Source organism: Bacillus sp. JCM 19034 (genome assembly GCF_001310635.1).
Classification (GTDB): Bacteria; Bacillota; Bacilli; order Bacillales; family Bacillaceae_D; genus Halalkalibacter.
In genome coordinates this window covers 297,083-317,315 of sequence record NZ_BAXR01000003.1, presented here as the reverse complement: position 1 = coordinate 317,315, position 20,233 = coordinate 297,083, and the positions used below count along the sequence as shown (strand labels likewise).

General features: G+C 38.1%; 15 protein-coding genes and 4 pseudogenes. 2 read left to right on the top strand and 17 right to left on the bottom strand.

What is annotated here, in order from left to right; genetic code table 11:
- Positions 1–104 precede the first annotated feature (104 nt).
- Both ftsY and smc read right to left on the bottom strand, forming a co-directional pair.
- On the bottom strand, positions 105–1,097 hold the full coding sequence (ftsY, locus tag JCM19034_RS07775) for a signal recognition particle-docking protein FtsY (RefSeq protein WP_062048639.1): 993 nt from the start codon (positions 1,095–1,097) through the stop codon (positions 105–107).
- A gap of 10 nt (positions 1,098–1,107) precedes the next feature.
- Positions 1,108–4,674, bottom strand: a pseudogene (smc, locus tag JCM19034_RS07770) (chromosome segregation protein SMC).
- Between the two features lie 223 nt (positions 4,675–4,897).
- Between smc and JCM19034_RS07765 the strand changes: the two are divergent.
- Positions 4,898–5,119, top strand: a complete 222-nt coding sequence (locus JCM19034_RS07765) for a DUF1128 domain-containing protein (protein WP_062048638.1) — start codon at positions 4,898–4,900, stop codon at positions 5,117–5,119.
- Between the two features lie 55 nt (positions 5,120–5,174).
- Here the strand turns inward: JCM19034_RS07765 and rnc are convergent.
- The 10 genes and pseudogenes from rnc to JCM19034_RS07715 all read right to left on the bottom strand — a co-directional run bounded on the left by rnc (position 5,175) and on the right by JCM19034_RS07715 (position 14,789).
- A pseudogene (rnc, locus tag JCM19034_RS07760) lies at positions 5,175–5,965 on the bottom strand (ribonuclease III).
- 114 nt (positions 5,966–6,079) lie between these two features.
- Positions 6,080–6,313, bottom strand: a complete 234-nt coding sequence (gene acpP / locus JCM19034_RS07755; protein WP_062048635.1) for an acyl carrier protein — start codon at positions 6,311–6,313, stop codon at positions 6,080–6,082.
- Between the two features lie 35 nt (positions 6,314–6,348).
- Complete coding sequence (fabG, locus tag JCM19034_RS07750; protein WP_062048633.1) at positions 6,349–7,092, bottom strand: 3-oxoacyl-[acyl-carrier-protein] reductase; 744 nt, start codon at positions 7,090–7,092, stop codon at positions 6,349–6,351.
- Positions 7,092–8,018 (bottom strand): ACP S-malonyltransferase, encoded by a 927-nt coding sequence (gene fabD / locus JCM19034_RS07745; RefSeq protein WP_062048631.1) that lies wholly within the window; start codon positions 8,016–8,018, stop codon positions 7,092–7,094. The genes fabG and fabD overlap by 1 nt, the downstream gene beginning before the upstream one ends.
- A gap of 1 nt (position 8,019) precedes the next feature.
- Positions 8,020–9,027 carry a phosphate acyltransferase PlsX gene (gene plsX, locus JCM19034_RS07740; RefSeq protein ID WP_062048628.1) on the bottom strand — a complete coding sequence of 336 codons (1,008 nt, stop codon included), beginning with the start codon at positions 9,025–9,027 and terminating at the stop codon, positions 8,020–8,022.
- A complete protein-coding gene (fapR, locus tag JCM19034_RS07735) occupies positions 9,011–9,604 on the bottom strand; it encodes a transcription factor FapR (protein ID WP_062048802.1) in 594 nt (197 codons plus the stop codon). Before fapR ends, plsX begins: the two co-directional genes overlap by 17 nt.
- An 80-nt stretch (positions 9,605–9,684) precedes the next feature.
- Positions 9,685–11,721 (bottom strand): annotated as a pseudogene (recG, locus tag JCM19034_RS07730) (ATP-dependent DNA helicase RecG).
- Between the two features lie 126 nt (positions 11,722–11,847).
- Positions 11,848–12,699, bottom strand: a complete 852-nt coding sequence (locus JCM19034_RS07725) for a DegV family protein (protein ID WP_062048627.1) — start codon at positions 12,697–12,699, stop codon at positions 11,848–11,850.
- A 25-nt stretch (positions 12,700–12,724) separates the two neighbouring features.
- A pseudogene (locus JCM19034_RS07720) lies at positions 12,725–14,406 on the bottom strand (DAK2 domain-containing protein).
- A 20-nt stretch (positions 14,407–14,426) separates the two neighbouring features.
- Positions 14,427–14,789 carry an Asp23/Gls24 family envelope stress response protein gene (locus JCM19034_RS07715; protein WP_062048625.1) on the bottom strand — a complete coding sequence of 121 codons (363 nt, stop codon included), beginning with the start codon at positions 14,787–14,789 and terminating at the stop codon, positions 14,427–14,429.
- Between the two features lie 208 nt (positions 14,790–14,997).
- On the opposite strand from JCM19034_RS07715, the gene rpmB reads away from it, so the two are divergent.
- The gene (gene rpmB / locus JCM19034_RS07710) at positions 14,998–15,186 is read left to right on the top strand and encodes a 50S ribosomal protein L28 (RefSeq protein WP_062048623.1); all 189 of its coding nucleotides are present in this window, start codon (positions 14,998–15,000) and stop codon (positions 15,184–15,186) included.
- A 60-nt stretch (positions 15,187–15,246) separates the two neighbouring features.
- Here the strand turns inward: rpmB and spoVM are convergent, their stop codons facing one another.
- From spoVM to JCM19034_RS07685, 5 genes are all read right to left on the bottom strand, one after another.
- Complete coding sequence (gene spoVM, locus JCM19034_RS07705) at positions 15,247–15,327, bottom strand: stage V sporulation protein SpoVM (RefSeq protein ID WP_062048621.1); 81 nt, start codon at positions 15,325–15,327, stop codon at positions 15,247–15,249.
- A 500-nt stretch (positions 15,328–15,827) separates the two neighbouring features.
- The gene (rpe, locus tag JCM19034_RS07700; protein ID WP_062048618.1) at positions 15,828–16,472 is read right to left on the bottom strand and encodes a ribulose-phosphate 3-epimerase; all 645 of its coding nucleotides are present in this window, start codon (positions 16,470–16,472) and stop codon (positions 15,828–15,830) included.
- Positions 16,473–16,477: 5 nt separating this feature from the next.
- Positions 16,478–17,362, bottom strand: coding sequence for a ribosome small subunit-dependent GTPase A (rsgA, locus tag JCM19034_RS07695; protein WP_062048616.1), 885 nt, complete (start codon positions 17,360–17,362; stop codon positions 16,478–16,480).
- Between the two features lie 106 nt (positions 17,363–17,468).
- Positions 17,469–19,457 (bottom strand): Stk1 family PASTA domain-containing Ser/Thr kinase, encoded by a 1,989-nt coding sequence (pknB, locus tag JCM19034_RS07690; RefSeq protein WP_062048614.1) that lies wholly within the window; start codon positions 19,455–19,457, stop codon positions 17,469–17,471.
- On the bottom strand, positions 19,457–20,212 hold the full coding sequence (locus tag JCM19034_RS07685; protein WP_062048612.1) for a Stp1/IreP family PP2C-type Ser/Thr phosphatase: 756 nt from the start codon (positions 20,210–20,212) through the stop codon (positions 19,457–19,459). The genes pknB and JCM19034_RS07685 overlap by 1 nt, the downstream gene beginning before the upstream one ends.
- Between the last annotated feature and the right edge of the window lie 21 nt (positions 20,213–20,233).

Below are 20,233 nucleotides of genomic sequence, written 5' to 3'. Positions count from 1 at the left end.
CGTCTTATCTAACACATCATCAACCCTTGTTAAGTGATTTCCCTTTACGAAACATTATCTTACACGAACGAAAAGAGTGTGTCAAGTTTTTTTCTTAACAAACATTATTGTCCTGCTTCATCCTGTGCCTCAATCACTTCTTTAAATAGTCCATAAACGAACTGTTCAGCATCAAACGTTTGTAAATCGTCTACCTTTTCTCCTAAACCAACAAATTTCACTGGAATATCAAGCTCGTGTCGAATCGCAAGGACGATTCCCCCTTTTGCGGTACCATCGAGTTTTGTTAAAACAATCCCTGAAACATCGGTAGCGGAGCTAAACGATTTCGCTTGTGAAAGGGCATTTTGCCCTGTTGTCGCATCTAATACGAGTAAAACCTCGTGCGGGGCACCTGGGACTTCCCGTTCAATGACGCGCTTTACTTTGGCTAGCTCATTCATTAGATTTACTTTATTTTGTAATCGACCAGCCGTATCACACAATAAAACATCCACTTTACGAGCTTTAGCTGCTTGTACAGCATCGAACATTACTGCAGCTGGGTCAGAACCCGCCTGCTGCTTAATGACATCCACTCCTACACGTTCTCCCCATACTTCTAGCTGTTCTATAGCACCTGCACGAAATGTGTCACCTGCAGCAAGTAAAACTGACTTTCCCTCATTTTTAAGACGATTAGCTAGTTTTCCGATCGTTGTTGTCTTACCGACTCCATTTACCCCAACAAATAGAATGACACTCATGCCATTTTCATTTAATTGAAGTTCTGTTTCATCTTCCTTTTCCAATAGACCTGCTAATTTTTCAGAAATAATCGGTTGAATATCCTTCGAATCTTTAATGTTTTGCAGGCGAACTTCATCTTTAATTTCATCAATGAGGTCCATAACCGTTGTCACACCAACATCAGCTTCAATCAAGATTTCTTCGAGCTCTTCAAAAAAATCTTCATCTACTTTACGGTACCTTGAAACGAGTTCATTCATTTTTCCAACTACTGATTCACGTGTTTTCTCTAAACCTTCTTTAAACTTGTCTGTTACCTCAGATGTTTGATTCGTAATTTTTTCCTTTAGCTTCTTAAAAAAGTTCACTGCTCATCACCTAGCTTTCAATTAATTCTTTCGTTTCTTCTAATCGAACTGAAACAAGCTTTGATACCCCTGACTCTTCCATCGTCACACCGTACAGAACATCAGCTTCCTCCATTGTCCCATTGCGATGTGTGATAACAATAAATTGAGTCGCTTGGCTAAACTCTTTTAAAAACTGAGCAAATCTAGTTACATTCGCTTCATCTAATGCAGCTTCTACTTCGTCAAGAACACAAAATGGGACAGGTCGAACTCGTAATATTGCAAAAAGAAGGGCAATCGCGGTTAATGATCGTTCTCCTCCTGATAATAATCCTAAATTTTGCATTTTCTTTCCAAGTGGCCTTGCATGATTTCGACCCCTGTATGGAGGAGATTGTCAGGCTCAGTTAATACAAGGTCAGCTTCTCCACCGCCAAAGAGCTTTTTAAACACAACTTGAAAATGAGAACGTATATGAACGTACGTATCATAGAATCGTTTTGTCATTTCTTCATCCATTTCGTTAATGACCTTATGCAATGTCTCCTTCGCTTCCTGTAAATCTTTTTGTTGAGTTGTTAAAAATTCGTAACGTTCTTTTACACGTTCATATTCATCAATCGCACCAAGATTGACAGTACCTAACTCATCGATCGAGCGTTTCATTAGTCTTACTTTTGTTTTCGCTTCTTTTACATCGATCGTCAGCTCGTACGTTTGTTTCGCCGCTTCAAATGAAAGTTCATATTCCTCTTGTAAAGAGGTTAAACGGTTATCAAGGTCGACATCCATGCGATTCACTTTTACTTCAAGTGATGTACATTGATTAGTTAAAGACGTATGCATCTGCTGTTTTTGTTTTTGATTTTTGCTCAACTTCTATTAGCAGCTTCTCCTGAGCCTCACGTTCTTCCTTTAATGTCGCGATTTTACTCGTCAACTCTTGCTTTCGCTGCTTACTTTCGCTAATCATTTCATTTAAGTGCACTTCACCGTTTGTTCCGTCTGACATCTCATCAAGTAAATCACGATACTGGATTGTTAGTTCTTCATAATCCTTCTCAAGATCAGCAGTCATCGTGCTCCAATATTTAGCCTGTGACGAAATCGACTGATATTGTTCTTTAATACGTGCTAGTTCGATTTTCTCCACAGTTAATTGTTCCTGTAGCGTTTCTTTCGATTCTCTTTGTTCTTTATGCTTTTTCTCTAAATTTTTAACGGTCGACTCAAGTAATTCACCTTGCTTAACCATCTCATCATATGTTGTATTTAACGTTTCAATCCGTTTTTTCATCTCTGAAATTTCATGGTCATAGCTTACTTTCTCTCGGTCAAAACGGGTAAATTGATCTTTCGTTAATTCAACTTCACGTTCAATTGTGGCGACATGCGTCTTCATTTCTTGCCATTCTTGCCGTGCCTTTTCACCACGTTCACGTAATTGTTCTCGTTCATTTGTTAAATGTTGCATTTGATCCTTCAATCGTTTTACTTCTTGCTCTAACTTTGTTGACACTGTTTCAAGGCTTGCTAGTTTTTCCTTTAACTCTTCTAATTCGCGTCTACGTCCAATTAGCGGTGTTTGTTTTTGCTTTACAGCTCCACCTGTCATTGACCCACCGGCATTAACGACATCACCATCAATAGTTACAACTCGATAACGATACCCTATTCGTTTAGCTAACTCATTAGCAGCTGGCAAATCTTTTGCGATTATAACGTTTCCTAACAAATGCTCTAATACAGAACGAAACCGGTCATGACTATTTATAAGGTTTGCGGCAATACCAATAAAGCCTGAATGGTCTTTTAATGACTGTAATTGTACAGCTGGAATTATTCTTGGCTTTAATACGGGTAAAGGCAAAAACGTTGCTCTGCCGATGCGATTCATTTTTAAATACTGAATTGCTTTACGAGCATTTTGCTCAGAATCGACAACGATATGCTGCGTAGCTCCACCTAGTGCAATTTCAGCAGCTGTTTCATATACTTTTGGCACATCAATTAATTCTGCAACGGCTCCTAAAATTCCCGTAAGCCTACCATCTCTTTCCTTTAGGATTTCCTTAACTCCATGAAAAAAACCTGAGAAATCAGATTGCATTTCTTCAAGTACGTCTGCACGCGACTGAAGCTTTTGCTGTAGTTGATACGTTTCATATAGCTTCGTTTCTTTCTTTTGATAAGAGCTTTCACATGATTCGACTTGACGAGATATTTCTTGAAATTGACCGGCAATTGCATCTAACTGTCGTTGTTTATCCGATTCCTTTTGCTTCATCTCTTCTAATTGCGTAAGCCACTTTTGGTGAACATGAACAATGTCTTCATTTTCAGAAACTAATCGTTGTTTCTTCTTATTTTGTTGTTCGATTTGCTCTTCTAAGTAACGCTTTTCATTCCGAATACTTGCTTGCTCGTTTAACACTTCAATATAATCGGATTTCAACTGGTCCATTTCATCTTCTAGATCAGTTGCAGAACGATTGACAATTTGTTCCTTCTCCGAAACAGAGCGTTTCATCTCTTCCAATTGTTTAGAATTTTCACGTTCCTTTTCAAGCTCTTTCTCAAGCTGTTCTTTTGCTCTATTTAGCTGTTCTTTCTTTTCTTCAATTGCCTTCTCCAACTGTTCTTTATGTTGTGACGCATTTTTACGTCGTTCCTTTAAAACTTCCTTACGTCCTTCATTTTTTTCCAACTGCTCACTAGAGTGCAAGAGCTCATCTTGCATATTGGACAACCGTTGACCTAGTTCACTAACATACTCTCTAATAGACAGCCGTTGTTCATCAAGTTCATTTAATTGCTGCTCTAATTGTTGAACTTGCTCTGTATGATTCTTTAATTGTTCTTTCGTTTCTGACCAATTTTCATGCAATTTTTCAATTTCGTAGACCGTTAAAGCTATATCTACTTCTTTCAATTCCTCTTTCATCGCTACATATTCTGTTGCGATTGAAGCTTGTTCCTTTAATGGTTCCACTTGTGCTTCAAGCTCATGGAGAATATCCTCAACCCGTAATAAGTTATCTTGCGTTTCATTCAAACGTTTTTCCGCTTTAACTTTTCTAGTTTTATATTTCAGTACTCCTGCCGCTTCTTCAAAAATAACACGTCGGTCTTCTGGCTTACTACTAAGAATCTCCTCAACCTTTCCTTGTCCAATGATTGAGTACGCTTCTTTCCCTAAACCTGAGTCAAGAAATAAATCGATGATATCCTTCAAGCGACAAAGCTGTTTATTTATGTAATATTCACTTTCTCCTGAACGATAAACACGTCTTGTCACACTCACTTCACTATAATCAATCGCTATATACTGATCCTCATTATCCAAAACTAAACTTACTTCAGCATAGTTCAGAGGTTTGCGTGAATCACTCCCAGCAAAAATAATATCTTCCATTTTCGCCCCTCTTAATGATTTAGCTGATTGTTCACCTAACACCCAACGTATACTATCAGAAATATTACTCTTTCCACTTCCATTTGGGCCAACAACAGCAGTGACACCTGGTACAAAATCAATGTTTATCTTTTCAGCAAATGACTTAAAGCCAACAACTTCTAGCCGTTTGAGGAACATCGTCTCTCCTCCTAACTATGTATTACAACTAAATAATTTTATCATATTAACTAATGAATTGACATATAGAGTTTAAAAGCTATTTAAGGAGAAAAGCGGCGTGCTTCATTCGTAGTCGTAAGAATGAAGCTATGTAATCTTATGAAATAACATTTTTAAAGAAAAAAGGACAAACCGTTCTCTCTATGGTACGATTACTATATTAGATATAGGGAGTGAGATCATGAATTTAGATACTCAATCAAAAGAAAATATTGAATATATGCTTGAATCAATAAAAGACAAACTACAAATTGTAAATGCAAGTGCACTAAATTCCAAGAACTTTGACACTGAGCATTATGAAGATTTACGTGACATTTACCTGCATGTCCAAAAAAAATCTAATTTTTCTGTCAGTGAATTAGACGCAATCGTCACTGAACTCGGACAACTACGCAAATAAATCGTTCGATCATTCATAAAAGGAGTCCCTATTTTAAAATAGCGACTCCTTTTTATTATTTCAGCTTTTCTTTCTCGGTTACGTTCATTAGTGCTTGTTGGGCTGCGTGTTGCTCAGCCTCCTTCTTTGAGCGTCCTGTTCCCACTCCAAGTGTCTCTCCATTTAATTGAACTTCTGAGACAAACTCCCGGTTGTGAGCAGGTCCACGCTCCTGGACAATTAAATATTGAATACTACCAAGGTTATCTCGCTGAATATATTCTTGTAGCTGACTTTAAAATCCATCATATGAGAAAAGCACCATCGTTTATCTTCGGATAAATCGTTTTATTTAGAAAATCCAATACCGTATCTAATCCTTGATCTAAGTAAAGAGCACCGATAAAAGCTTCAAATACATCTGCTAATAAAGCCGGACGTGCTCTACCACCTGTCATCTCTTCTCCCTTTCCTAGCAAAACTAACTCCCCAAATTGCAGCTCTTCGGCAAATGCTGCTAATGACGGTTCACATACAATCGATGCTCGAAGTTTTGTCATATCACCCTCACTCATCGTTTTGAACTGTTTAAAAAGGAATTGTGAGACAGATAGCTCAAGTACGGCATCACCTAGAAATTCTAAGCGTTCATTATCTTGACAAGAATAAATACGATGCTCATTCACATAGGATGAATGGGTAAAAGCTTGAATTAATAATTTCCGGTTAGTAAATTGAATATCCAATTGCTGCATCAGCTGATCAAATTTTTTGTCGCTGATCTTTCGTTAGCACCATTTTACGTGGAGCACGTCTACGATCATGGTGTGATCGTGTGCGCTTGGACGATCTTGAAGATTGTGGCATTCATAAACCACCTCCATATTTTTACACATTCTTCATATGCTCTAAACTATCCTTACTTAAAAATAATAGGGTCCTCCCTTTATTACATAATAAAGGGAGATACCCAATTTCCACTTAGCTACGGCCGTCTATGTAATCAACGACATCAGCAACCGTTGAAATTTTCTCCGCTTCTTCATCGGAAATTTCTAGATCAAATTCATCTTCAAGCTCCATGACAAGCTCTACAACATCTAATGAATCTGCTCCAAGGTCATCTTTAAATGACGCTTCAGGCTTCACCTCTGCCTCATCTACGCCAAGTCGATCAACAACAATTTTTGTAATACGAGATAATGTATCTGCCATTTCTTTCACCTCCTCTCAAAGGTTCCATTCTTATCTTATGGCATAACCATTCCACCATCAACATGGATTGTTTGACCTGTTATATAATTCGCATCAGAACTCGCTAGGAAGCGAATCGTATTGGCAATATCCTCAGGTTTTCCTAATGATGCAAGTGGAATTTGATTTAAAAGCTGTGCTTTCATATCATCACCTAACTCATCAGTCATATCCGTCTCGATGAAACCTGGGGCAACTGCATTAACGTGAATATTGCGATTGGCTAATTCACGAGCTAATGTTTTTGTTAAACCAATAACACCCGCTTTTGCCGCAACATAATTAGCTTGGCCAGCATTTCCTAATACTGCAACGACAGAAGCAACATTAATAATACGTCCATAGCGTTGTTTCATCATTTGTCTACTAACAGCCTTTGCACAATGAAACACACCTTTTAAGTTCGTATTAATAACATCATCCCATTCGTCATCTTTCATACGTATTAATAAATTATCACGCGTAATCCCAGCGTTATTTACTAAAATATCAATACGTCCAAACGTATCAACGGTTTGCTTCATTAAAGCCTTTACCTCATCTTGATCAGCAACGTTTGCTTGAACAGCAATAGCATCAGCACCTAATTCTTTTATCGCTGTTACGACTTCTTCAGCCTTCGCTTGACTTCCTGCATAATTTACGACTACATTTGCCCCATTACGTGCTAGCTCAATGGCTGTAGCCCGACCAATTCCTCGCGAAGCTCCAGTAACAATTGCCGTTTGGCCTTGTAACATTAATGGCTCACCTCTTCTAATTGAGTTTTCAGGTTACTAACATCTGACACCGATTGAACAGAAATGGCTTTGACTTTACGATTTATTTTGCGAACTAGTCCTGTAAGCACATTTCCACTGCCTATTTCTACAAATGTATCAACACCATTATTTAATAATGTATGAATCGTATCTTCCCACAGGACAGGGGAATATACTTGTTGGATTAGATTATCACGGATCGTATCACTATTTGTTACTTCTGATGCTGTAACATTCGCAATAACAGGAATGTTAGCATGCTTGATTTCAACCTTCTCAAGTACTGATGCAAGCTTTTTTGAAGCAGGTTTCATTAAAGTAGAATGAAAAGGTCCACTAACAAGTAAAGGAATCACACGACGAGCACCTTTTTCTTTGGCGAGACGGCTTGCTTCTTTCACTCCAGTAGCTGATCCGGAAATGACAATTTGCCCAGGGCAATTTAAATTAGCTAGTTCTACGACTCCTTCTTTACTTGCTTCACTACAAATTTCTTCGAGCAGTGCACGATCGACACCTAAAACAGCAGCCATCGCTCCTTTACCATTCGGTACCGCTTCTTCCATAAATAAACCTCTTTGACGAACAGCATAAACAGCATCTTCGAACGTCATCGCTCCAGCTGCTACTAACGCACTATATTCACCAAGACTATGCCCTGCAACATAATCGCAAGTGATTCCCACTTCTCTTACTAATTGTAGAATTGCTACACTCATCGTCACAAGAGCAGGCTGAGTATGCTCTGTTTTTCTTAGCTCTTCTTCAGGTCCATTAAACATGACTGTCGATAATGAATAGCCAAGTACTTCATCTGCTCGTTTAAAAATATTAGAGTCTAACTCTTTTCCCATTCCAACTGATTGTGAACCTTGTCCTGGGAACAAAAATGCGACTTTCCCCATGTTACCCCTCCTGTCCGTTATTTAATACTACCTTAGCTATTTCGTTTTTTATAATCGTAACGACTTGTTGATCAACCATTTCATAAGCTTGACGTATTGCGTGAAAAACAGCAACCTCATCCGATGAACCATGTGCTTTAATAACGGGAGCTTTTAATCCATATAGCCCTGCCCCACCATATTGTGAGTAACTCAACTGATTTTTTATTTTACTGAAGCGTGGTTTTAATGTGGCAGCTGCAATTTTCGATAAGAAAGAGCTAGTTAACTCCTTTTTTAATAGTGAAAAAAGTGCGCCAGCTGTGCCTTCCGTCGTTTTTAAAACTAAATTACCATTAAATCCATCACATACAACAACATCGGCAACACCAGTAAGCAAATCACGTGCTTCTACGTTGCCAATGAAGTGAATATTGGCGTTTTCCAATAACGAGAAGGCAGCTTTCGTTAATTCATTCCCTTTGCCATTTTCAGTACCGACATTCAATAATCCAACGCGTGGTTTTCTGACATTCCGTACCATTTCCATATACGTATGACCAATAATTGCATATTGTAATAGATGTTCAGGCTTTGCATCCATGTTTGCCCCAACATCAAGCAGTAAAAAACCTTTCCCGTTTAAAGTTGGCAACATCGGGGATAAGGCTGGACGATCAATGCCTTTTATACGCCCGACATGGAGCAATCCCGCCGTCATAAGAGCTCCGGTATTTCCTGCGGATATCGTAGCATCGGCTCTGCCTTCTTTCACTTCTTTTACAGCTAATACCATTGAAGCATCTTTTTTTCTTCGAACCGCTGTCGTTGGTTGGTCAGTATCTTCAATTTTCTCTGTCGTATGTAATACTGAAAGACGATTATCATTTGTTATATGTTTTCTTATTTTTTCTTCATTTCCAACCAACGTAATTTCTAAATCGGGATATGCTTGAATTGCTTTTTGAGCTGCTTCAACAGGAGCTTTAGGTGCATTGTCGCCTCCCATTGCATCAATTGATATTTTCATTCTCGTCTCTCCTTTTTGAATCCTTCCCAGCCGATCGAAACATGACAAATTCCCCTGAAAATACGATTTCATCCCCAACATAGCTTTCAACGTTTACAGTTGTACGTTCTCGTTGTTTTGCTAAAACATGTGCTTTTGCTACCACTCGCTCTCCAGCTTGAACTTGGCGAGTAAAACGAATATTTGCTTTTGCCGTTAAAGCCATCTCATCATTAATAATTGCAACAGCTAAAGAATTGGCTTGAGCGAATAAATGATGCCCGCGAGCAATTCCGGTTCGTGCAAAAACATGCTCCGTTCCAACATCTAAAATGGATATAGCCGTTTGGTCTAAATTTAGATCAACAATTTCACCAATTACTTCATCGGGTGCCAATGCTTTTAATTCATCAAGCTGTTGTTGGGCAACACCTTTAATCCGTTCCCGTAGTTCGGGAATTGATAATTCTAAGCGGTCAAGCCGGATCGTTTGTATACTAACAGAAAATGCTTCTGAAAGATCCTCATCCGTTAAAAATGGATTCTGCTCTAGCATCTCTTGTAAACGTGTTTGGCGTTCCTTCTTTTTTATTTTCATCGGTTTCACCATCCACACTATTCACTTTTATTACTAGGTACTAAGAGTAGTATATAATTCGTACACGTTGATTTCAATAGTTAATCAATTTTTTGCCCATTTAAAACGCCTTCCTCCTCTAAATAACGTCTTAGTAAAGCATATTGCCCCTCTTCCCAAAAGGAATCTGAGAAAATGAGCAGATGGGCATCTTGGCGTGCCACTTCTAATGCTCGATAATCATGAACAACATCAGCTACTTTAAAATCAGGTAAACCACTTTGTTTTGAACCGAAAAATCACCTGGTCCACGTAGTTCCAAATCTTTTTCCGACAGAACAAAGCCGTCATTTGTTTCCGTCATAATTTTCATTCGCTCTTTCCCAATCTCTGATTTAGGGTCAGCTAATAAAATGCAATAAGATTGGGCATCTCCCTCCCAACTCTCCCACGGAGTTGGTGCAATTGTGCTAGTCCAAAGCGTTCCGCATCATAAATGATCATCACTGTTGCATTTGGTACGTTTACTCCTACTTCGACGACCGTTGTTGACACAAGTATTTGCGTGTCATTTTGACTAAACGCCTTCATTACCTCATCTTTTTCAGTCGGATGCAACCTCCCATGCATTAATCCTACCTTCCATTTCCCTTTATAATACTGCTGTAGTAGAACGTGGACATCAATCGCATTTTGTACATCCAGTTTATCCGACTCTTCGATAAGCGGACAAATAACATATACTTGTCTACCTTTTTGTAATTCTTTTTCGGCAAATTCTAGCACTCTAGTAAGCATATCCGGCTTAGCCCAATATGTTTCAATGTCTTTGCGCCCTGCAGGCATCTCATCAATGATTGATACATCCATATCGCCAAAAACAGAGATTGCCAATGTTCGTGGAATCGGTGTAGCTGTCATAAAGAGGACATCAGGATGCTGGCCTTTATCACGTAGAATCCGTCTTTGTGAGACGCCAAAACGATGCTGCTCATCTGTTATCACATAACCTAAGTTTGAATACTGTACTTCTTCTTGAATTAATGCATGTGTTCCGACGATAATTCTTGCCGTTCCTGTTTCAATCTTCTGAAGCAATTCTTTTCTTTTTTTCCCTTTTACAGATCCCGTTAACAGTACTACTTCAATATCAAATGGTTGAAAAAGCTCCTGTAAAGATTGAACATGCTGCTCTGCCAATATTTCAGTAGGAACCATTAGTGCTGTTTGAAAGCCTGCTGTAACGGCTGCATACATCGTAATAGCTGCTACAACTGTTTTCCCTGAACCAACATCACCTTGCAATAACCGATTCATTTGGTAAGGGGATCGTAAATCGGCGATAATTTCATCTTTCACCCGACTTTGAGCTTTAGTCAGGGGAAACGGTAAGTTCGCCATAAAAGCTTGTACATCTTCATCACTAATATGTATGCTTTGTCCTGTAGAAAGTTCCCGAGAAATTTTTCGGAATGATTGCATTTTTAGTTGAAAAAATAAAAACTCCTCATAAACCATTCTCCTTCTTGCGTGCTTTAATGCTTCATGTGTAGTTGGAAAATGTAATTGTTTCATCGTTAGCACTTTATCTGGCAGTTTATACTTCGTACGCAAAAAAACTGGTAATGGATCTTCTATCATACTTTGATATTGAATTAAAGCTTGTTGAATGTATTTACGTAGTTTTTTATCGTAAGTGAGCCACTTGTTGAATAAATAGGCATTAAGGTTTGTTCTCGTTCTTGTTTCCCTTGCATAAATTCCGTCGCTGTAATCGTTAAACGATGCTGATCCCACTTCCCGGTTACAGTCGCTTGAGCACCTACAACCATCTGGTTTTTTAAAAAGGCACGATTAAAAAAAGTAACCGTTATTAACACACCATCCACTAACATCCGGAACGAAAGACGGTTTTTCTTTTTTCCGTAATATCTAATCGAAGGCTCACTTTGAATTGTTCCGACAACCGTCACTCTTTCCTCATGTTTGACATGATGTAAATCTTTTAATTGATAGTCCTCATAACGATAAGGGAAATGTTCTATTAAGTCACGAACTGTACGAATTCGAAGGTCAGCAAGTTGCAGTGCTGTTTCTTCTCCTATTCCCTTTACGTCCGTTACAGGCAAATTTAACACTTAAGACACCTCATTTCCCCCATAGTAAAGCTTATTTTACCACAATTCATCACTCAAAAACGAAAGAAGGAGTGATCCCCTTTAAAAAAGGGGTCACTCCGAGTATATAAGTAGATAAATGTATAATTAGGACGTAGCACGCGTTATCGATATTGCTATTGTACCAGGGCCAACATGAGCACCGATCACAGCTCCTATCGATGTAATTACCTCACTTTGAATAGTAAAGCGTTCGCGACATAAAGACAACACTTCTTCGGCAAATGCTTGATTAATAGCATGCGAAATACCAATATGAATCGGTTCTTTCCCAAACTGCTCTTCAAACAGCTCAAGAATTCGATTTGTAGCCTTTTTTTGTCCTCTCGCTTTTTCGAAGGAGTATACTTCCCCTTGCTCATTCAATGAAAGAATTGGCTTAATCTTTAACATTGATCCTAAAAGAGCAGACGCTTTTCCGATACGGCCATTCTTCTGTAGAAAGTCTAGCGTATCTACCATAAAATAAACCGTTGTATCATCTAACATCTCTTCTAATCGTTTTAAACATTCTTCAATGCTTTTTCCTGATTTTGCATATTTGGCAATTTCAACAACTATAATTCCAATTGCATAGGATGCTCGTTTTGAATCAATAACGTGGATCGACTCATTACCTAACGCCTGTTTCGCAATCGTTGCTGCTTGATATGTGCCACTTAACTTAGATGATAAATGTATAGAGATGATTGTCGTATCATCCTCTAATAAAGAACGATATAATTCTTCAAACTGATAAGGGGTTGGCTGTGAAGTAGAAGGAATCACATTACGTGCTTTAACAAATTTATAAAATTGGTCAGCCGATAATGTAACGCCATCTTCGTACGTTTCATCATCAGAAAAAATAACATTTAATGGGACAACTGTAATTCCCAGTTCTTCTGCTAATTCTTTGGGGATATCTGCGGTACTATCTGTCACTACTTTTATTGACATTTCCGACAACTCCCTTTTGCTCATTTTATTCTACTGAAAGTAAATAGGAATAAAGCGGTTGACCACCGTAATGTTGATCTACTTCAACATCTGCATATGTTTCTTCAATATATTGAAGAAGTTCCTCGGTTTGATCATCCGTTACATCTTCACCTTGTAGTAGGGTAATAATTTCTGAATCTTCATCAATCATTTCGTCTAATAAACATTTCGTCACTTCAACTAGATCTTTACCAGAGCTAACTATTTTCTTCTCAGCTATTCCCATAAAATCGTCTTTTTGAATCTTTACACCATCAATACTAGTATCGCGAACTGCATACGTAACTTGTCCAGATTTAACAGTAGTAATAGCAGCTTCCATTCCTTCTTTGTTCTCGATAAGTGATAGAGAAGGATTAAATGCTAACAAAGCCGCTAAACCTTGAGGGACTGTTTTTGTCGGTACGACAACAACTTGTTCATCTGCAACCTCAGCAGCCTGTTCAGCTGCCATCACGATATTTCCGTTATTTGGTAAAACTATAATGTTTTTTGCATTTACTTCTTTAATTGCTTTTACGATATCCTCGGTACTCGGATTCATCGTCTGGCCACCTTGTATGACTACTCCAGCTCCAAGTCCTTTAAATAATTTTTCAATTCCTTGGCCCATCGAAACGGTTACAATACCAAACTCACTTTTTTCTTCTATTTGTTTACTTTTTAAATGTTCTTGTTCGTGATGTTGCTTAGACTCTTCCAATAAATTCGTATGCTGCATTCGCATATTTTCGATTTTTATATTAATTAATTCACCGAAGCGTTGTGCCTTATTCAATACCTCTCCTGGGTGCTCAGCATGAATATGTACTTTCAATAGGTCCTCATCTGACACAACTAGTAATGAATCTCCTAGCTCATTTAACTCTAAACGAAAATCATGCTCACTAAACGGATTTTGGGCAAGCTTATCCTCTGAAAATTGAACCATCACTTCCGTACAAAAACCGAATTCGATATCTTCAGTTGCCATATGGCTTTGTGCATTGTGATGCTCGACACGTACAAGGTCATCCATTGACGGAGCTTCTTCTGACCTCGTGATTGCTTCCCCTTTTAAAACAGCCATAAATCCTTCATAAATATATACTAGACCTTGTCCACCGGAATCTACAACACCAACCTCTTTTAAAACAGGAAGCAAATCAGGGGTTCTTTTTAAAGATTCATTCGCCTCATTTAAAGTCGCTTCCATTACGTGAAGCAAATCATTACTTTTCACAGCCGTTTTTTCTGCTACCTTCGCAGCGTCTTTTGCGACTGTTAATATCGTCCCCTCTACAGCTTCATAACAGCCTTATAAGCTGTTTCTACACCGTTTTGTAGAGCATCGGCAAACTCTACAGAATTAATCGTTTGCTTTCCTTCAAGTGCTTTTGAGAAACCACGAAATAACTGTGATAAAATAACTCCCGAATTCCCTCTAGCCCCCATAAGCAAACCTTTGGCAAATGCAGCTGCTACCTTGCTAGCATCAGCTTGAATAGTCTGCTTTACTTCCTTAATTCCTGATGTAATCGATAAATTCATATTCGTCCCTGTATCACCGTCAGGAACAGGGAATACATTTAATGAATCAACAACCTTTACATGATTACCTAAATTTGCTGCACCTTCAATAAACATTTGAGCAAGCTTATTTCCTTCAATTTGCTTCATTGCCACGAACAGTTCCTCCTAACATCTTATGGGTTCGTGACGCGGACCCCTTGAACAAAAATGTTCACAGAATCTACATCTAGCCCTAACATTTGATCTAATTGATACTTAACTTTCGTTTGAACATTATAAGCTACTTCAGATATTTTCGTTCCGTAACTTACGATAATATACATGTCAATATGAATTTGCTCCAAATCTTCACGTATTACTACACCACGTCGGAAATTTTCTTTACCAAGCAAATCGGATAAGCCATCTTTTAGTTGTTTTTGCGAAGCCATGCCGACAATTCCATAACAATCAACAGCTGCTCCACCAGCTATTGTCGCCACTACATCCTTTGATACGTCTACAATTCCATATTGTGTTTTCATTTCAATTGACATCGACCAAACCCCCTCATTCCTTGCAATAGTATAGTAATGTTATTTTACTATACAATCATTCATTTTAAAAGCAAATCTCCGTTTTCAGCTGTCAAGCAAGATTACTTGATAAAGTTTCAATGAAGTTATTGCAATCCCACATTTGCTGTGCTACTATATGTAAGTATGAAATTGAGCGTTTCGCATCGGAAATAAGGAGGTGCATATGATGGCACGTAAATGTTATATTACTGGTAAGCAAGCACGTAGTGGTAATAAGCGTTCGCACGCTCTGAATAAAACAAAGCGTCGTTGGGGTGTAAATGTGCAAAAGGTTCGTATCCTAGTAGATGGTAAACCAAAGCGTGTTTACGTATCTGCTCGCGCACTTAAATCTGGTAAAGTACAGCGTGTGTAATAGGTTATTTAAAGCCTATACAGAGGGTGTTTCTTCTTAGTGAGAAACACCCTCTTTTCATTATCCTTTTTTAAATGAATTTAATACTGCCCTTACAATGCCGCCTAAAAATTTTGGTAGCTTTATTGTGTAAAATTTCATAGCTCCTCCTCCTCACCATAAGTAACCAAATGAATTAGGTTGTAACGAAACAATTAAAGGTGACTTTTTCTAATACACTACGGGGCTATTAGAAAATTGGAATAATGGCAAAATACTTATTCTTTTTTAAATTATATGCATGAACATTATTCTATTCCTCATTTTTTCGAATCAATTTCATAAACGCTCGTATGAAACTCCTCACCTTTAAACATATGCCCTAATCCCAAATATATGACGATTCATTTAGAAAAGTGATTTGGTAAATAACAAGGAACAAATTGTCAGCCCGGCCTTTTTAATCAACTTGAGAACTCAGCTAATTCCATCTTATTTCACTTCTTACATTTACTAATTTTCCAAAGTCTTCTCCCCTAGTAATATAAAACGTTACAAAGCATTGAGTATACTTGCAATGGTGCCTACACCAAAAACTCGCCTTTATATTAGAAGATCAAACACATTAAGTTTAAAAAAGAAACAGCCACCAAAGTGACTGTTTAGCTTCTTAATGATTCTATTGCCTTTTTACGATCGGTTTTATTATAAATAGCGGATCCTGCCACTAATACGTTCGCACCAGCTTTTACACATTGCTTTGCTGTTTCTTCATTTACACCACCATCTACTTCGATATCAATTTGTAAATGACGATCTTTCACTAATCTATTGACTTCTTGAATCTTTGGTAATACAGCTGGAATAAATGCTTGACCCCCAAAGCCTGGATTAACGGTCATTAACAACACAAGATCAACATCATTAATAATTGGTTCAATCATTGAAACAGGAGTCGCTGGATTTAATACAACGCCGGCTTTAACCCCTAATTCTTTTATATGATGAATCGTTCTATGAAGGTGAGGACACGCTTCAACGTGGACAGAGATTATATCTGCTCCCGCTTTAGCAAACGAAGGAATATATTTATCTGGATTTTCAATCATTAAATGAACATCAAGTGGCAGGCGTGTAACAGGTCTTATCGCCTCTACAACTAATGGCCCGATCGTTATATTTGGAACAAAGTGTCCATCCATAACATCGACATGGATATAGTCGGCTCCACTTGTTTCAACATCCTTTATTTCCTCTCCAAGTTTTGCAAAATTAGCTGATAATATAGAAGGTGCAATCTTGATCATGTTTTTCAATACCTCTTTTTCTGGTTTTTTATCTCTTCTAAAAATAACTGGTAATGCTCAAATCGCGACTTGGCAATTCCCCCGCGCTCATAAACCTCTTTTACGGCACAACTCGGTTCTGAGCTATGTGTACAACCTCGAAACTTACATTTCGAAGATAACTCCTTCATTTCCAAAAAATATAAGGATAATTCCTCAGGTGAAATATCTACAAAATCTAAAGAGCTAAAACCTGGCGTATCTGCTACTAACCCACCAAAGATTGGCAACAATTCAACATGTCGTGTCGTATGCTTTCCTCTGCCTAGATGTGAAGAAATTTCGTTCGTTTCAATTTCGAGATTTGGATCAAGCATATTTAATAAGGAGGATTTCCCCACACCTGACTGACCTGCTACAACGCTCATCTGCCCTTTCAAATAATGCTTTATCTCATCAATGTCACTATTCTCATTAATTGATGCAAATAATACGGTATAACCAATCGATTCGTATAATGATTTGTAAGCTTTTAATTGTTTAAAGGTAGCTTCATCATGAACTAAATCTACCTTGCTAATTACAATCAGTGGTTGTATCGCATGTGCTTCAATATGAACGAGAAAACGATCCAATAATAATAAACTAAAATCAGGCTCTAATGCTGAAAAAACGAGAATCGCTTGGTCTATATTCGCAATTGGTGGCCGAATTAGTTCATTTTTTCGTTCTTCTATTTCTAAAATATAGCCATCGGTTTTATTTTCAGCTTCAAATAGCACTTGATCTCCAACTAAAGGTTTTATTTTCCGCTTCCGAAAATTCCCACGAGCTCGACATTGAAACAAACCATCTTCATTTTTTACGTAGTAAAATCCACTTAATGCTTTTGTAATCTTACCCTTTGCCATTCATAACCTCCATTTATTTTATACAGCTATTCAAATTCATCGTTTCTTTAATTAAGTAAGAGGGAGAATTTAAAAGTATCCCCCTACATATTTCAATTAGTATTTATTAGTCATCATAATGAAATACATCAGATTGTTCAACTAATTCTTCATCTACATATACATCGTATGAACCTGGCTGTGATGGACTGACTTGCAACTGAACTCGATACGTTACTGTTTCACTTATGACATCCTCAACAAATACTTGATCTTCACCGTTTGTTGAAGCATCACGAAAAATGATTTTGATTCGGTAAGATTTCTCAGAATCCTCTTCTTCTATGACAATACGATAATTTTGTGAAAAGAGCTTTGTTGGCTCATCTTCAGGTTCCGGCTCAGGCTCAGGCTCTGGTTCTGGTTCTGGACCTTGTGAGATGAATACTTTTACTTGATCACCTTTTTCTAACATCGTAAATGCAGCAGGCTCCTGTCTAATGACATTGTCCTTATCTATAGATGAGGAGTATTCTTCCACAAATTCTCCCCTTAAGCCAACTTCGTCAAAATAGTCACGTACATCCGATTGAGCTAAGCCGACTAAATTTTGCAAACGGATCGGTGCTTCCACACTATATGTTAACGTAACGGTTGTCTCTTCAGGAATAACCGACTCACCTGCATTTGGATCTTGTGCTAACACAATACCAGGATCTTCATCATTTGTTTCGCGTTTCTCTCGTTTAACGGTAAAGCCTTGGCTTTCTAGTAATGCTTCTGCACGGTCGATAGAACTTCCGATATAATCATCCATCTCAAGGGCTTCTTGCCCCAATGAAACGAATAGTGTAACAGCTGCTTGTTCTTTTACGACCGACCCGGGCTGTGGATTTTGTCTAACCACACGATCAACAGGAATCGTTTCATGATTAATATCTTCCCGCTTTGCTGTTAATTTTAATTCTATCAAATCTTCTTCTGCTTCTTCATATGGAACGTCTGTAAAATCAGGAACTTCCACTTCACCAACATGTAACAACCGCGGAATAATCGTAAAAGCTAGAATCACTGCTCCTAGTAAAATAACTATAATCGTCAATATAATAGCTATTTTTTTATTTTTTCGTTTTTTCTTTTGAGGCTGTTCCGCCTTTTTTTCTTCTGTCTGTACGGAATCTTCATTTTTTTGAATAGGAGCTTGTATCGTTTCCGCAAAGTCTTGTTCCTTTATTACAGGAATTACTTTTGTAGCTTCATCATCAACTGCTTGTTTATAGGGCTCCTCATTTATTCTACTCGGTGTAAGGGCTGTGGCAAGATCCTCTTCCATCTCATGAATCGTTTCATAGCGTTTAAGTGGGTCTTTTTCTGTTGCCTTTTGAATAACATTGTCAATGCTTTGAGGCAACTCTGGATTTGTGCCTTTTACAGAGGGAATTTCATGTTGCAAATGTTTAATAGCAATCGAAACAGCTGTATCTCCAGAAAATGGGATAACCCCCGTGACCATCTCGTACAAAACTATCCCTAATGAATAAATATCGGACTTAAACGTAACTTGTCCTCCACGAGCCTGTTCTGGTGATAAATAATGAACCGAACCCATGACCGAATTTGTATGGGTTATAGTCGCTGCAGAAATCGCTCTAGCAATACCGAAATCTGTCACTTTTACAAGCCCATCATTTCGAACCAAAATATTATGTGGTTTAATATCCCGATGAACAAGATGATTTTCATGTGAGTGAGAAATGGCCGATAGCATTTGTTCCATATAGCCAACAGCTTCCTCAACTTCAAGAGAACCTTTTGCTTTAATTAACTCCTTTAACGTTTGACCCTCTACATATTCCATTACGATGTAATACGTATCATCTTCCTCACCAACATCATAAATATTAACAATATTTGGGTGATTTAAGCTTGTCGCGGCTTGAGCTTCCCTTCTAAAGCGATGAATAAATTGCTCATCACTTGAAAATTGAGGCTGTAAAACTTTAACCGCGACTTGACGATCGAGAATGACATCATGTGCTTTATACACATTTGCCATCCCGCCGCCACCTATAATTTCAAGAACATGATATCGTCCGTTAATTCGTTGTCCTTTCATTATCCCGAACTCCCATCAGATCCCGCTGTAGACATCGAAATAATCGCAACTGTTATGTTATCTTCTCCACCACGTTCATTTGCCAACTTAATTAAATTAGTTGCTTTTTGCTCAATGTCAACATTAGCTTGTAATTGCTCCTCAATATCGTCAAGAGAAAGCTTATTTGTTAATCCATCAGAACATAATAACAAATATTCACTTTCATCAGCTGGAAACGTTGATACGTCTACTTTAATATCAAGACCAGTTCCTAAAGCTCGCAATAATACATTACGCCGCGGGTGATGTTCCGCTTCCTGTTCGGATATTTGCCCTGTATTCACTAATTCCTGTACGAGAGAGTGATCATTTGTTTTTAATTGAAAGCCATTTTCATTTTTTACATATGCACGACTATCACCAATATGAGCAATTGATACAAACTCTTTTGTACAATAGGCTACAACGACTGTCGTTCCCATCCCTTTGCATTCTTCATGTTCGTTTGCATGTTGATATAATTTTTCATTCAAATGGATAACATGTTCAACTAGCCATTGTTCTGTTTCATTAATCGTCAAGTTCCCTTCGTGTTGTTCCCAAAGAGTACGAAAATAATCCTTCGTCATTGAACTAGCTATATCACCAGCTTGGTGGCCTCCCATACCATCGGCTACGACAGCTAAAACACCATGGTCATTTTTAAAAATCCCACCGCTGTCTTCATTATGAGGACGCACCATACCAGGATCTGTCTGAAATGCAAACTCCATCTCCTCGCCACCTCTTTTCAT